Source organism: Rhodococcus sp. UNC23MFCrub1.1 (assembly GCF_000686025.1).
In the GTDB taxonomy this organism is placed as follows: domain Bacteria; phylum Actinomycetota; class Actinomycetes; order Mycobacteriales; family Mycobacteriaceae; genus Rhodococcoides.
In genome coordinates, this window is record NZ_JMLQ01000006.1 from 158220 (window position 1) to 172561 (window position 14342).

Below are 14342 nucleotides of genomic sequence, written 5' to 3' on the forward strand. Positions count from 1 at the left end.
AACGTCGCTGATCAGGCTCGGTCGTTGCGCTCGTCCGCGCGCAGCTCGTCGACCATGAAGAGGTCGTCACGGCTGCTCTGCTCGCGATAGGCGACCTGGCCCACGGTGTGCGCGATGATCGGCGCCGTGAGCACCGTGAAGACGCCGACGAGGAAGATCATCCAGATGTCGACGTTGCCGCGCAGGCTGATGAACGCGCCGATGAGAATCAGGATCAACCCCACCACCTGAGGCTTGGTGGCGGCGTGCATGCGGGACAACGTGTCCGGGAAGCGGACGACTCCGATGGCCGCCGTGAGCGCGAGGATCGATCCCAGGATGATCATCGTGCCGCTGATGATGTCGAGGACGAGTGTCATGACTTCCCCTGCCGTCGGTCGCGGGACTCGTCTCCGCGGGGTGGGTGCGGGGTCCGCGCCGTGGCGGCGGCCGCGGCGCGCCGGGTCTCGGGTGTGTCGGCGACGCGGAACCGCGCCACGCTCACCGACCCGACGAAGCCCACCACCGACAGCGCGACGATGGACGGCACCAGCGTGGTGTCGCGGGAGTACACCGCCCACACCATCACCCCGCAGACCGTGAGCGCGATGAGCGTGTCGACGGCGACGAGGCGGTCGAGCGAGTTGGGGCCGGCGAGAAGGCGATACGCGGTGATGACGGCGGCGGACAGCAGCATCACGCCGGAGACGATCAGGACGACGGTCACGACCGGTCCTCCTTCCGGTCCGACCTGCGGGCGGACGAACTCTCGTCGCCGGACTTGTCGGAGTAGTCGGTGCTGATGTCGTCGACGGTGTCGGCCACGCTGTCCACGTCGGTGTCCGCCATCGATTCGATCTCGGTGGCCGGGTGCCATTCCGGGTCGCGCTCGAACGCGGAGATGAAGGCCGTCTCGTAGGCACGCACGATGGTGCGGAACTGCTCCACCGCATCGGGTTTCGCGACGTCCAGGACGTGGATGTACAGCACCCGATCCTCGCGGTCGATGTCGAGCACCATGGTGCCGGGCACCATGTTCAGCGCGTCCACCATGAACGTCAGCACCAGGTCGGACTTGATCTGCACCGGGTAGCGCAGCACCGCGTTGACGGGTGACGGTCCGGGACGGATCGCGGCCCAGGCGACCTGGACGCTGGACACCGCCGCGTACCAGACGAGCACGCCGATCAGTCGCACCACCGACAGGGGGTGCACCCGGCCCTCGACCGGAACGCGCGGGAGCGCGAGCACGGTCATCACGAACGTGCCGACCGCGAGACCGCCCAGGATGTTGGCCGCGGAGACGTTGCCCCACAACAGCACCCACACGCCGGTGAGCCATGCGAGCAACGCGGCCTTGAGGGCGACGTCGCGACTCATGAGGGTCATCGTCCTCCCTCCGCCGGTGCGTCGCGTCCGTCCGCGTAGGTGACGGGATCGTCGACGGTGCCCAGCACGGCCGAGATGTAGACGTTGCGGTCACGCAGGTCGTCGGCGGCGCGGTCGCTGATCCCGATGAACGGTCCGGCGAACACGGTGAGCGACAGTCCGACGAGCACCAGTCCCACCGTGGGGACGAGCATCCCGACCGGCATCCGGCCCGGATCGACGCGGCTGTCGAAGTCGACGTCGTTGGCGTTGTCGAGCAGCGCGGTGGGGGAGTCGTCCGACATCTCGCCGTCCGGGGCGTCGGCGCGGGCGCGCCAGAACGCCTTCGTCCACACACGGGCGACGACGTAGAGCGTGAGCAGGCTGGTGATCGTGCCGCCCGCGACGAGGACCCAGGCCAGCACGCTCGCCTTGTCCGCACCGGCCTGCAGCAGCGCCACCTTGCCGATGAAGCCGGAGAACGGGGGGATGCCGCCGAGGTTGAGCGCGGGAACGAGGAACAGGATGGCCAGGAGCGGGCTGGCCGCGGCGAGACCACCGAGCCGGCGCAGCGACGACGACCCGGCCTGGCGCTCGATGAGACCGACCACGAGGAACAGCGTGGTCTGCACCAGGATGTGGTGGGCCACGTAGTACACGGACCCGGAGAGACCGGCCTTCGTCGACAGCGCGACACCGAAGATCATGTAGCCGATGTGCGAGACCAGCGTGAACGAGAGCAGACGCTTGATCTCGCTCTGGGCGATGGCACCGAAGATGCCGATGACCATCGTGAGCAGACCGGCGACCAGCAGCACGTTGTCCATGGCGCCGTCCGGGAAGAGCAGCGTGTGGGTCCGGATGATCGCGTACACACCCACTTTGGTGAGCAGGCCCGCGAACACGGCGGTGACCGGCGCGGGCGCCGTCGGGTAGGAGTCGGGGAGCCAGGCCGACAGCGGGAAGACCGCGGCCTTGATGCCGAACGCGACGAGCAGGATCGAGAAGATCGCGAGCCGCGTGCCCTGCGGGATGTCGTCGAAACGCAGCGCGAGCTGGGCGAAGTTCAGAGTGCCCGTGGCCGCGTACGTGGCGGCGATGCCCGCCAGAAAGATCATCGACGAGACGACGGAGACCATGACGTACGAGACGCCGGCACGCACCCGTTCGGCGCTGGCACCGAGCGTCAGCAACACGAACGACGCGACGAGCAGGACCTCGAACCCCACGTACAGGTTGAACAGATCGCCGGCGAGGAACGCGTTGCACACACCCGCCGTGAGCGCCAGGTACGTCGGTAGAAAGATCGACACCGGCTGATTGGCGTCACCGTCGCGGATGCCCTGCCCGACGGCGTAGACGATGACGGCCAGCAGCACGATCGACGAGACCACCAGCATCAGAGCGGACAGGCGGTCGACCACCAGGGTGATGCCCATCGGCGCCTCCCACCCGCCGACCTGCAGCGCGGTGGTGCCGTCCCGGTCCGCCAGGTAGAGCAGGACGCACGAGACGGCGGTCACGGCGACGAGCGCGACGATGGTGACCGCCCGCTGCGCGCGTGGCTTCCGACCGAGCACGAGGCACAGGGCGGCCGCGAGCAGCGGGATGAGGACCGGGAGCGGGGTGAGGGTTCCGATGATGGTCGGCGACAGCGTCATCGGGAGTCACCCGCCGGCGTGGAGACGTCGTCCCGGTCACGGAACTTGCCCTCGTGGAGATCCTCGTAGCACTCGAGGTCCTCGCGGTTGGCGATCTGGTCGAGAGGAATCGGGTTTCCGTCCTTGTCGAAGGCGTCTCCGGCCTCGCCGGGCTCGCCGGTGATCGGATCGTCGGACTTGTCGCGGTCCGGAGCGTCCGCGAGGCTGCGACGCGTGAGCACCTTGGTGTCCTCGGGGTCGTTCTCGACGACGTCCGCGATGTTGATCGTGTACGACCGGTACGCCAGGGCCAGCACGAAGGCGGCGATGCCCATCGTGATGACGATGGCCGTGAGGATCAGGGCCTGCGCCAACGGATCCGCGTCACCGTCGGCGACCTCGGACACGCGTCCGACCACGGGTGGATTGCCCGACCCACCGCCGGAGGTGAGGATCAGCAGGTTCAGCCCGTTGCCCATCAGCAGCACGCCGAGCAGCATCCGGATGATGCTGCGTTCGATCAGCAGGTAGACCCCGGCCGCGATCAGCGCGGCGACGACCACGAGCATTCCGATGTTCGCGGTCACTGGCGGCTCATTTCGATCTGCGCGTCGAGGCGCGCTCCGAGGCTTCGAAGGACGTCGAGAACCAGTCCGACGACGATGAGATAGACACCCAGGTCGAAGAACAGGGCGGTCACCATCTTGATGTCGCCGAGGATCGGGAGCGTCACCTCGAAGGTGGCGGACGACAGCACCGGTGCTCCGAGGAACAACGAGGCGAGGGCCGTACCGCCGGCGAACAGGAGGCCGATGCCGAGAATCTTCCCGGCGTCGAACGGCACCGTCTCGCCGAGCTCGTAGCGGCCACCGGCGAGGTAGCGCAGCACGAGGGCGAGGCCGGCGGTGAGTCCACCCGCGAAGCCGCCGCCGGGCGCGTTGTGGCCGGCGAAGAAGAAGTAGATGGACAGCATCATGACCGTCGGGAACACCAGGCGAGTGGTGATCTCGAGGACCAGGACGCGGTGCTTGGGGTCGATGAGATCGCTGCCGCTGAGCCACGTGATCTCGGACGCGACCTGCTGGCCGTCCATCGCCGACGGGGCGTCGGACACGCGCGGCGCACTGCCGAAGCGACGATTGCGGAACACCAGGCTGGCGACGCCGGTGGCCGCGACGAGCAGCACCGAGATCTCGCCGAGGGTGTCCCAGGCGCGGATGTCGACCAGGATCACGTTGACCACGTTGCTGCCGTCACCGAAGTTGTACGCGGCGTCCGGGAGCAACTCCGCGATGGGGCGGGTGCTACGTGCGTTCATCGCGAACGCTCCCACCAGCGTGACCGTGATGCCGACGAGCACGGCCAGGGCAGCGCGTGCCGGCTTGCGGCCGAACGCGCGCCCCTCGTCGATCTCCGCCGGCAGCTTGCGCAACACGAGAACGAACACGACCAGCGTGAGCGTCTCGACGAGGAACTGGGTCAGCGCGAGGTCAGGCGCACCGTGCACCGCGAACAGCACACCGCAGCCGTAGCCGGTGACACCGACGAGCAGCACCGCTGCCAGACGGTTCCTCATCACCACGGCGCCGATCGCGGCCGCGACCATGATGGCGCCCACGACGAGCTGGATCGGGGAGTCGGCGAGACGACTCTCGACGCCGGTACGGGTGTAGACGATCAGCGACACGAGCGGGAACAGAGCGAGGGTGGCGAGGATGGTCGCCTGCGTGCCGGGAAGCGAACCGCGCTGGGTGGTTCCGGTGAGGCGCAGCGACAGCAGGTCCATCAGGTAGAGGACGCGGTCGTACACCCGGTCGGCGTTCAGCGGCACGGCCGGGACCGTTCGCGCGATCGCCTTGTGCACTCGGTAGAGCAGGACGCCGACGAGGATGACGACGACGGTCAGACCCAGCGGGAGGTTGACGCCGTGCCACAGCGCGAGGTGGTAGTCCTCCGCGCCGTAGGACGGCAGGGTCTTGCTGTACGGCGCGATCAGGGTGTCGACGACCGGCGCGGCGAGGCCGGCCACCAGTCCGAGGACGGCGAGCAGCACGGGCGGGAAAAGGAAGAACCATCCCGGTGTGTGCATCGAGGCGACGGCGGCGCTGGGCTGCCGCAGCTTCTTGCGACCGAAGGCGCCCCACACGAAGCGCAGGCTGTAGGCAACGGTCAGGATCGAGCCGACGACCATCGCGGCCAGCACCAGCACAGACGAGAGCGGACCCATCGCGTCCGAGTCGAGCGTCGACTCGAACGCGGTCTCCTTGCCGATGAAACCGAGGAACGGCGGAAGGCCCGCCATGCTCGCCGCTGCGATCACGGCCGTCGCGGCGAGAACGGGTGACCGGTCCCCGAGATGCGCGAGCTTGCGCACGTCGCGGGTGCCGGTCGAGTGGTCGATGATGCCCACCACCATGAACAGCGCGGCCTTGAAGAAGCCGTGGGCGAGGACCATCGCGAGGCCCGCGAGCATCGCCGTCCGCGAACCGATGCCGACGATGGCGACGAGGAAGCCGAGCTGGCTCACCGTGCCGAATGCGAGCACGAGCTTGAGGTCGTACGCACGCAGTGCGCGGTAGCCGCCGACGAGCATCGACGCCAGACCGAGCGTGAGGATGGTGAAGCGCCAGGGCCCGGCGTCGGCGAAGCCCGGTGCGAGACGCGCCACCAGGTAGATGCCGGCCTTGACCATCGCGGCGGCGTGCAGGTACCCGCTGACGGGTGTCGGCGCGGCCATGGCGCCGGGCAACCAGAAGTGCAGAGGAACGATGGCCGACTTGCTCAGCGCACCGACCAGGACCAGGACCAGGGCGGTGCCCGCCAACCAGCCGCGCGGAGCCGCCTCGATGACGTCGGAGAGGTTGTAGCTGCCCACCGTCTGGCCCAGCACGATGATGCCGACCAGCATGGCGAGACCGCCGGCCGTGGTGACCAGCAGAGCCTGCGTCGCGGCACGTCGACTCGAGGCGCGCTCGGCGTAGTGCCCGACCAACAGGAACGACAGCACCGTCGTCAATTCCCAGAAGATGTAGAGCATCAGCATGTTGTCGCTGGTGACCAGCGCGAACATGACACCGGCGAACGCGACGAGCTCCGCGGCGAAGATGCCCAGACGGGGCTCGTCGTCCTCGAAGTAGCGAGCGCAGTAGAGCAGGATCAGTGCGCCGATTCCGAGCACCAGCGTGGACATGACCGCGGCCAGGGAATCGAAGCGCAGATCGATGTTCATGGAGAGTCCGGGGACCCACTCGATGGACAGTCGCTGCTCGGTGTTCCAGTTCGCGGCCACCCAGACGAGCGAGGCGGCCGGCACCGCGGCGAGCGGAAGAAAAGCCTGTCGTCCCCACAGGCGCACGAGAAGCGGCGCGATCAGCGCGGCCACCGTGTGGGCAACGAGAATGGAAAGCAAGAGGCACTCCGTCGTGGACGTCGGGGCGGCGGGGTGTCGGACGCACGAGACGTCGTCCACTCCATACTACCGGTGCGGGTCCACGCCCTCGCGGTCAGCGATACCCACCCCCGGTACGGGTATGGTCACCGGGCGATGACCGAACCACTGCGCACCGCCGCCCTCGCCCTCGTCCGTGACGGCCGGATGCTGCAGGCCCGGTCGGTCGGCAAGCGTGCGTTCTACATGGTCGGCGGCAAGATCGATCCCGGTGAGACACCACTCCAGGCGCTGCACCGCGAGGTGCGAGAGGAACTGGGCGTCGACGTCGTCGAGTCGTCGGTGCACCTGCTGTGCGTGGTCGAGTGCCCGGCGTTCGGCGACCCCCTCGGCCGTGATCTGCACATGACGTGCTTCTCCGCCGACCTCACCGGCGAACCTCGGGCCACCAGCGAGATCGCTGATCTGCGGTGGTTCACCGTCGCCGAGTACGCCGCCATGCCGGATGTCGCGCCGGGATCGATGCGCGTCTTCCGGCACCTCCAGGCGCAGGGCCTGGTGATCTGAGGAACCCGTGCTCACGCATGGGGTGCAGGGGGCTCGGAGTCCGGCTCGGGGGCATCTGTGCGCCGGGACAGCCACACGATGCGCAGCGTGCAGAGCGCGGCGACCCCGAGCAGGAGGTAGGCGGAGGTGAGGTCGGTGGACGTGTACTCGGCCATGACAGTGTCGAGGTCGCCGATCACCGACAGGCTCCCCGTGTACGCGTCGCCGGTGGGCTGGTCGGACCCGATCGACAGCTGATTCAGCCACTCGGGGTCGAGTGTCTGCGCCGGTACCGGCGCCGCCGCAGCGACGAGGATCGCGAGCCCGGGCAGCGCCGCCGCCAATGGCCGCACCGTCGCGTGCGGATCCGCGGTGACGGCGGTCAGGGCGATCGGAACGAGCGCGGCCACCACCCCGAGTGCTGCCGCCGACACCTCGTCGACGCTCACGAGGGCAGCGCCCATCGGCAGCGCGGTGAGTGCCAGGGCGGTGAGCCACGACGTGATGCGTCCGACCGGGAGCCGCCAGGCCAGGACGGCGCCGAGGACCAGTCCGCCCACGCCCACCACGGTGAGCAGCCGGGAGTCGAGCAGGGTGCGGGCGCCCACGTTCCACATCGCGACGGCAGAGGCGGTGACGAGGATCGCGACCAGCACCGTTCGTGCGTCGGCCGACTCCCACCGTGCGGCGACGCGGTCCACGACGACGAGCGCCACGATCAGCACGACGATCGCCTTCCACAGTGCGTACTCGCCGGTGCCGACGATCTCGACACCCACGCGGCAGACGGCGGCGACGATCACCGCGTAGACGGTGAGCCGCACCAGTTCGCGAGCGGTCGGGTCCTCGTCGGGATCGGCGGCCGGTCGATGCAGAACGGCGGCGACGATGCACGCCGTGAACGCGGAGCCGATCAACCACCAGGCCGGTTCGCCGAACACACTGGTGCTGTCGAGACGCGTCGCCACGAAGGCGGCGGACGCGGCGGTCGTTCCGACGGAGGCGAGCAGCGTTCCGCCGAGCACGCCGGTCGCGAGGGCCACCCATCCGGCGGCGGATCGCCGGGTGGCGTGCAGGACGAGGCCGACCAGGACGCCGGCCACGCACGACTTGAGAATGTGCAGTGCGGTGAAGACGGCCAGGCTCGCCGCATCGGGAATCGCCACCTTGGTGAAGGCGAGCACCACGACCAGCAGGGCCGCACACACCCAGGGGGCGATGCGTGTCGGCATCCGCAGTCCGACGGCCAGCGCGACGGTGACCACCACCAGCACCTGCCCGACCACGGTGGCGGTGGACTGGGTGGACGACCACCCGATCAGATCGTCGACGGTGGCCGCGAACGGCCACGTGTCGCTGCGGGGGCCGGACCACGCGAGAGCGCCGAGAGCTCCGACGAGCGCGGCTGCGAGGAGGGAGGCGGCGAGGGCGATGTGGTGTCTCACCCGCGGCGCCGTCGGATCAGTTCGGCGCCGACGGCGCACAGAGCGAGGCAGGTCACCGTCACCAGTGTCCCTGCCGTGGGCTCGGTGAGGGTGACGGACCCCGACTGCAGGGTGAGGGGCGTGTACGCCGTCCAGCCGAAGTCCGCCGAGATCGGGGACGAGGGCATGGTCGTCAGAGCGAGGGGGACGAGCAGGCCGGCGCCGACAACAGCGGCGGGTGACGGCACGTCGACGGACGCGGCGCCGGCCCCGACGACGGCGCCGGTCGCGAGCGCCGCGGCGATGACGGCCACCCCGGAGGAGGACGTCCCGAGGTGGATCGCCGCCACCACGGCCGCGCAGCACAGGATGGCCAGCGGTGTGCCCACCGTGGGTCGTGCACGGGCGCCTGCCGCGGCGCCCACCGCGCAGGCGAGTGCGACACCGACGACGAGGAGAAGGGGGAGGGCCGTGGTGCCTGCCGTCGTGAGGACGACGACGGAGGCCGGCCGCGTCGACAACCACAGCACGGTGCCCGCGACGACGAGGACGCCGCCGCTCGGCAGTGCCAGAGCGACACCGACGAGCACCAGCGTGACGACGATCGTCGACACCGACCACGCGGCCGTCGTGGTCACCGCGCCCAGCCCGGCTGCTCCGGCGGCGGCCGTCAGGTTCGTGACCAGCACCGGGACGAGTCCGACGAGGGCGACGATCACTGCCGTCAGGGCGGTGCGAGTCGAGGAACTCCGGGACGAGCGCTGCGTCCTCGACTGCAGACCGATCGCGAGCACTGTCACCACCATCGCGGCGACGAGTGCGATGGTGCGGGACGTCGTCGTGTCGGTGTCGACGTAGGAGGCGTAGCGCCGCGGTATCGCGACGACGGTGATGCTCAGGACCAGAGAGACGGTCGACGCGACTCCGAACGCGGCGACCCACAGGCGTCGGACCGAGGCGAGGACCGCGAGCACGCCGAGGACGACGCCACTGCCGAGCGCCCCCAGCAGGGACAGGGCGGCCGAGGATCCGAGAGTGCCCAGAACCAGCGCTGCGCCGCCGACGGCAGCGAGGACCGCGGGTGCGGCTCTGCTCGATCGTCCCGTGAGCAGCGCGGCCACGGCCACGGCTGCCACCACCGCTGCGGGGCCGTTGCCGGTGTCGGCGACGAGATCGGGCGACGTCACGGCATGCACGGCGGTGCCCGCACCGACGACGAGGGCGATCGGCGTCGACACGGCGTCGAGACGTCCACCGGATGCGCTCACGCGGCGAACCTATCGGTCTTCATCCGGTTTCGGGAATCGACAGCGGCCCCCCTCGGTTGCCCCGAGCATGACACTCGCAACGAAGGCCACGACCCTCCTCGAACTGCACGTCCCCGGAAACCCGGTGATCCTTCCGACCGTCTGGGACGCCTGGTCGGCGAACCTCGCGGTGAGCGCGGGTTTCACTGCCCTGACCGTCGGCTCGCACCCGGTGTCCGACTCGATCGGCAAGCCGGACAACGAGGGCATCACCTTCGACGAGTTGCTCACTCGCATCCGCCAGATCACTGCCGCCGTCGACGTGCCGATCTCCGTCGACATCGAGTCGGGCTACGGCGAGGACCCGAAGCGTCTCATCGAGGGACTGATCGACGCGGGTGCGGTGGGCCTGAACATCGAGGACACCGTGCACAGCGAGGGCGGCCGTCTGCGTGAGGCGCAGGAGCACGCCGACTTCGTCGGTGCACTGCGCGCAGCCTCGGATGCCACCGACGTCCACGTGGTGATCAATGCCCGTACCGACCTCTTCGTCAAGCAGATCGGTGACGAGAACGATCGCGTGGATCGCGCCATCGCCCGCCTGAAGCTGGCGGCCGCTGCCGGTGCCGACGTGCTCTACCCGGTCGGCTTCCACAGCGACGACGATCAGAAGCGACTCACCGCGGAGCTCCCGTTGCCGGTCAACGCCATCGGCCACCCGGTGAAGAACTCGAAGTCCGCCCTCGCGCAGCTGGGTGTCGGCCGTGTCAGCTTCGGCCCGATCTTCCAGATGGTGCTCGCCGAGCGCGCGAACGAGGTGCTCGCCGACTGGGCGTGACCTAATCCCTCGTGCTGTAGGCCTCGAGAGCGGCCACCTGCACCGGATCGAGTGACGGCCGGACGGCGTCGCGCGCAGTCGCGACGTCGTCCGCTGTCACGACGGCGGTGTCGACGTCGCGGCGCATCGCGGCGAGAGCCGCCTCGCGCAGCAGTGCCGCACAGTCCGCGGCGGAGTACCCGTCGAGATCCTCGGCCAGAGAGTCGAGATCGACGTCGTCCGCCAGCGGCACCGAGGCTCCGGCCGTCGCGAGGATCGCGCGACGCGCCTCGGCGTCGGGCGGCGGTACGAACACCAACTTCTCCAGTCGTCCGGGCCTCAGCAGTGCCGGGTCGATGAGCTCGGGCCTGTTGGTCGCGCCGAGGATCACGACATCCTGCAGCGGCTCGACACCGTCCATCTCCGTGAGCAACGCGGCCACCACGCGATCGCCGACGCCGGAATCGCTGCTCTGCCCGCGGCGCGGTGCCAGGGCGTCGACCTCGTCGAGAAAGATGAGCGACGGTGCCGAGTCTCGTGCTCGCCGGAACAGTTCGCGGACGGCCTTCTCCGACGAGCCGACCCACTTGTCCATCAACTCCGCGCCTTTGACGGCGTGCACGCTGAGTTGCCCCGAGCTGGCGAGTGCCCGGACGACGAACGTCTTGCCGCACCCCGGCGGGCCGTAGAGCAACACGCCCCGCGGCGGCTCGACACCGAGCCGCGCGAAGGAGTCGGGATGGCGTAGCGGCCACAACACCGCTTCGGTCAGCGCCCGCTTCGTCTCCACCATGTCGCCGACGTCGTCGAGGGTCAGGCTGCCGACCGCGAGTTCCTCGGTGCCCGACCGGGAGAGTGGCCGGATGACCGACAAGGCCCCGACCAGATCGTCCTGTGTGAGAACGGGCTCGGCCGAGTCCCGGTGGGCACGCACCGCGGCCCGGACGGCTGCCTCCCGGCACAGGGCTGCGAGGTCCGCGACGACGAATCCGGGTGTGCGCAGGGCGATCTCGGCAGGGGTGATCTTCCGGGTCGGAACATCACGTAGCAGCGCCTCGAGCAACGCGGCGCGCTCGACCGACCCCGGAAGCGGGAGTGCGAGCTCGCGATCGCACAGATCAGGTCCGCGCAGACGCGGATCAGCGGCGTCCGGCCGTGACGTCGTGCAGATCAGGACGGTTCCCGGTGTCTGCACCACCTGTCGCAGGCGATCGAGGACGAGAGTCGACACCGGATCCGCCGCAGAGCCCCGTCCGTCGGCGGACAGGGGGAGCAGCGCATCCACGTTACCGACGAGAAGCACTGCACCGGTGGGACTGTCGGTCAGTCGATCGGCCGCGGCGACCACTGCGGCCAACCGGTCCTCGGGGGCGAGCGACCCGACCGACGGACCGTCGATCTCCACCAGCCTGCGACCGGCGGCGACGGCGCGGACGAAGGTGGACTTGCCCACGCCGCCCGGCCCGGTGACCAGGACGCCGAGCTGGGCCGACGCGCCGAGAGTGCGGAGCAGCTCGGGGCGATCGAGCGAGAGTTCGAGCCACTCCGTCAGTTTCGCCGCCTGGTCGCGTACACCGACCAGGTCGTCCACCGGAATCACGGGCTGGGGCGGAGCCTCGACGGGGCGGGGTGTCGCGCGGTCGTTCGACTGTCCGCGGGCAGCGGCGCCGCGCGTCACGGCCGTCGTGGGCTGGATGCTGACGATGCCGGCCGGGTCGGTCGACGTGACGGTGAGCAGTTCGGTGGTCCACGCGACACCGACCGTGCGCGAGAGCGTCTGCGAGACCGACGCGGTGGAGGTGCCCGGCCCCAGGTCGCGGGGCAGGAGCGACACGGCGTCGCCCGCGACGACCACCTTTCCCAGCAGTGCTCGGCGCAGCGTCGCGTCGTCGAGCGCGGTGGTCGTCGCGGATCCGTGCACCAGGACGGTGCGTGCCGCCTGCACCGAGACGGGAGCGACGACGACCGACGCGTTCTCCGTCAGTCCCGCGTTCGACATCGTCACGTCGTCGAGCAGCACGGTCCCCGTGGGCGTTCCGGCCGGTGCCTGTGCCACCACGGTGGCGGTACGCCTCGCGCCGATCAACTCGACGGCGTCCCACTCGCGCAGTCCGAGCGCGGTGAGCACCTCCGCGTGCACACGGACCACCCCGCGGCGGGCATCGGCGGCGGAGGTGGTGAGGCGAACGGTCAGGGCGAGATCGGGGGTGCTCACTCCCCGAGCCTATCGAGCCGACCGGCCCGGGCTCTCGCTCCAGCGTGTGCAGCCTGGCCCGTTTATGCTGCGCGCATGACCCGTGCCGCCCTCGTCTTCCACGAACGTGACCACGCCCTCGGCGTCCGGAACGTCGGCTCGATCGGCCCGGCTCTCCGCGATCGCGGATTCGAGACGACGACCTTCTCGTTCGAGGGTGACAGCCGCGACGCGGACCGGCCCACGGCCTCGTCGTTCGACCTGATCGTGCTGATGGGCTCACCCGACGCCGCCTACGACGATGCGCTCCCGTGGCTGGCGGAGGAGATCACCTGGCTCGGTGACGCTGTCGCGCAGCGCGTTCCGGTTCTCGGTGTGTGCTTCGGTGGTCAGCTGCTCGCGCGGGTGCTCGGCGGGACCGTCACGCGTGCGGCCGAGTCGGAGCACGGATTCGTGACCGTGCGGACGGAGTCCGACGAGCTGATCCCCCAGGGTCCGTGGATGCAGTTCCACGACGACACGTTCACGCTCCCGCCGGGCGCCGAGCCGCTCGCGACCACGGCGGCCGCACTGCAGGCCTTCGTCTCGGGACCGCACATCGGTCTGCAGTTCCACCCGGAGATCACGGTCGACGTGTTCGAGTCGTGGATCGAGGGGTGGGACGCACGGGGAGTGCGGGCGGAGGTGGAGGCGAGTGTGGACGTCCCCGCGATCCGCGCGGAGGTCGCGCGCCGGGAGCAGGCCTCCATCGAGGCCTGCTCCCGGTTGATCGACGCGGTCCTCGCTCGTGCGGGAGTGTCCCGCTAGATCTCGTCGCGGGGCGGGACGTCGGCTGCTCGGGCGCTCGGTGACCGGAGTCGGAGCCGAGCCGAACTCGCCGTGGCGCGGGCGGGACGCCGCCGCCGGGCGATACCGGTGCGTGCCGGGCGGTCCTTGCGCATCGCTCGTCGTACGGCCCGTCGCTCGGCGGGCTTGGCCTCCCACGTCTCGGGCCGCGCGGCCACCCATCGCTGCGACCGCACCGCGAACGGGATGTGGAGCAGATACAACACGATCAGGACCATGAGCAGCACGAACGGGAACGTGATCAGTGCCGCGCCCGCCAGGCCGACGAGGATCAGCAGCAACGTCGCCATTCTCGGCGGAACCGAGACGGTCTTGAACGCCATCGTCGGGATACGGCTGACGATGAGCAGGGCCGACAGCACCACCCAGGTGGCGACGACGTAGTACGAGGACCACCAGCCGTTGCCCCACTGCTCCTCCGCAGCGAGCGGGAGGAGTGTGACCAGGGCCCCCGCCGGAGCGGGGACACCCACGAAGTACTCGCCGGCGAACGCGGGCCGGGAGTCGTCGTCGAGAAGTGTGTTGAACCGGGCGAGGCGCAGCACGATGCTCACCGCGTAGATGAGGGCGATGACCCACCCGCCGCTGCTGCCCTCGAGGAGCGTCACGTACAGCACCAGGGCCGGCGCGACGCCGAAGGAGATGGCGTCGGCGAGCGAGTCGAGCTCGGCTCCCATCCGGCTGGTCGCGTCGAGCATGCGTGCGATGCGACCGTCGAGGGCGTCGAAGACGGCGGCTGCGCCGATCATGGCCAGCGACAACCCGAGTCGACCGTCGAGCGCGAACTTCACGGCGGACAGTCCTGCGCACATCGCCAGCACCGTGACGGCACTGGGCAACAGGCGGACCGCGCCCTGGCGGCCGGTGGACTCGTCGGCCTGCTCGCGTGCCGC

12 protein-coding genes and 1 pseudogene are annotated in these 14342 nt (G+C 69.9%); 3 read left to right on the plus strand and 10 right to left on the minus strand.

Annotated elements, in window-relative coordinates; all coding sequences use genetic code 11:
- Window positions 1-11: 11 nt before the first annotated feature.
- The 6 genes and pseudogenes from mnhG to BR07_RS0115630 form a co-directional block, all read right to left on the minus strand.
- A complete protein-coding gene (gene mnhG / locus BR07_RS0115605; RefSeq protein ID WP_027506245.1) occupies window positions 12-359 on the minus strand; it encodes a monovalent cation/H(+) antiporter subunit G in 348 nt (115 codons plus the stop codon).
- Between the two features lie 95 nt (window positions 360-454).
- Window positions 455-706 (minus strand): annotated as a pseudogene (locus BR07_RS24870) (monovalent cation/H+ antiporter complex subunit F); the annotation flags it as partial.
- Window positions 703-1368, minus strand: a complete 666-nt coding sequence (locus BR07_RS24875; protein ID WP_231476390.1) for a Na+/H+ antiporter subunit E — start codon at window positions 1366-1368, stop codon at window positions 703-705. The gene BR07_RS24875 and the pseudogene BR07_RS24870, both read right to left, overlap by 4 nt.
- Complete coding sequence (locus BR07_RS24880) at window positions 1365-3008, minus strand: Na+/H+ antiporter subunit D (protein ID WP_037186104.1); 1644 nt, start codon at window positions 3006-3008, stop codon at window positions 1365-1367. The genes BR07_RS24875 and BR07_RS24880 overlap by 4 nt, the downstream gene beginning before the upstream one ends.
- Window positions 3005-3574, minus strand: a complete 570-nt coding sequence (locus BR07_RS0115625; protein ID WP_027506246.1) for a Na(+)/H(+) antiporter subunit C — start codon at window positions 3572-3574, stop codon at window positions 3005-3007. The genes BR07_RS24880 and BR07_RS0115625 overlap by 4 nt, the downstream gene beginning before the upstream one ends.
- Entirely contained in the window at window positions 3571-6396 is a 2826-nt protein-coding gene (locus BR07_RS0115630) for a Na+/H+ antiporter subunit A (protein WP_027506247.1), read from the minus strand. The genes BR07_RS0115625 and BR07_RS0115630 overlap by 4 nt, the downstream gene beginning before the upstream one ends.
- A 135-nt stretch (window positions 6397-6531) precedes the next feature.
- Between BR07_RS0115630 and BR07_RS0115635 the strand changes: the two genes are divergently transcribed.
- Entirely contained in the window at window positions 6532-6942 is a 411-nt protein-coding gene (locus BR07_RS0115635; RefSeq protein WP_027506248.1) for an NUDIX hydrolase, read from the plus strand.
- A gap of 11 nt (window positions 6943-6953) precedes the next feature.
- Here BR07_RS0115635 and BR07_RS24885 read toward each other — a convergent pair whose 3' ends face one another.
- On the minus strand, window positions 6954-8366 hold the full coding sequence (locus BR07_RS24885; RefSeq protein WP_027506249.1) for a hypothetical protein: 1413 nt from the start codon (window positions 8364-8366) through the stop codon (window positions 6954-6956).
- A complete protein-coding gene (locus tag BR07_RS26310) occupies window positions 8363-9613 on the minus strand; it encodes a hypothetical protein (RefSeq protein ID WP_027506250.1) in 1251 nt (416 codons plus the stop codon). The genes BR07_RS24885 and BR07_RS26310 overlap by 4 nt, the downstream gene beginning before the upstream one ends.
- Window positions 9614-9680: 67 nt before the next feature.
- Between BR07_RS26310 and BR07_RS0115650 the strand changes: the two genes are divergently transcribed.
- Window positions 9681-10430 carry an isocitrate lyase/PEP mutase family protein gene (locus BR07_RS0115650; protein ID WP_027506251.1) on the plus strand — a complete coding sequence of 250 codons (750 nt, stop codon included), beginning with the start codon at window positions 9681-9683 and terminating at the stop codon, window positions 10428-10430.
- Between the two features lies 1 nt (window position 10431).
- Here the strand turns inward: BR07_RS0115650 and BR07_RS0115655 are convergent, their stop codons facing one another.
- A complete protein-coding gene (locus tag BR07_RS0115655; RefSeq protein ID WP_027506252.1) occupies window positions 10432-12624 on the minus strand; it encodes an AAA family ATPase in 2193 nt (730 codons plus the stop codon).
- A 75-nt stretch (window positions 12625-12699) separates the two neighbouring features.
- Between BR07_RS0115655 and BR07_RS0115660 the strand changes: the two genes are divergently transcribed.
- A complete protein-coding gene (locus BR07_RS0115660; RefSeq protein ID WP_027506253.1) occupies window positions 12700-13410 on the plus strand; it encodes a type 1 glutamine amidotransferase in 711 nt (236 codons plus the stop codon).
- Here BR07_RS0115660 and BR07_RS0115665 read toward each other — a convergent pair.
- A complete protein-coding gene (locus tag BR07_RS0115665) occupies window positions 13407-14261 on the minus strand; it encodes a CDP-alcohol phosphatidyltransferase family protein (RefSeq protein ID WP_231476405.1) in 855 nt (284 codons plus the stop codon). The genes BR07_RS0115660 and BR07_RS0115665 overlap by 4 nt on opposite strands.
- Window positions 14262-14342 lie beyond the last annotated feature (81 nt).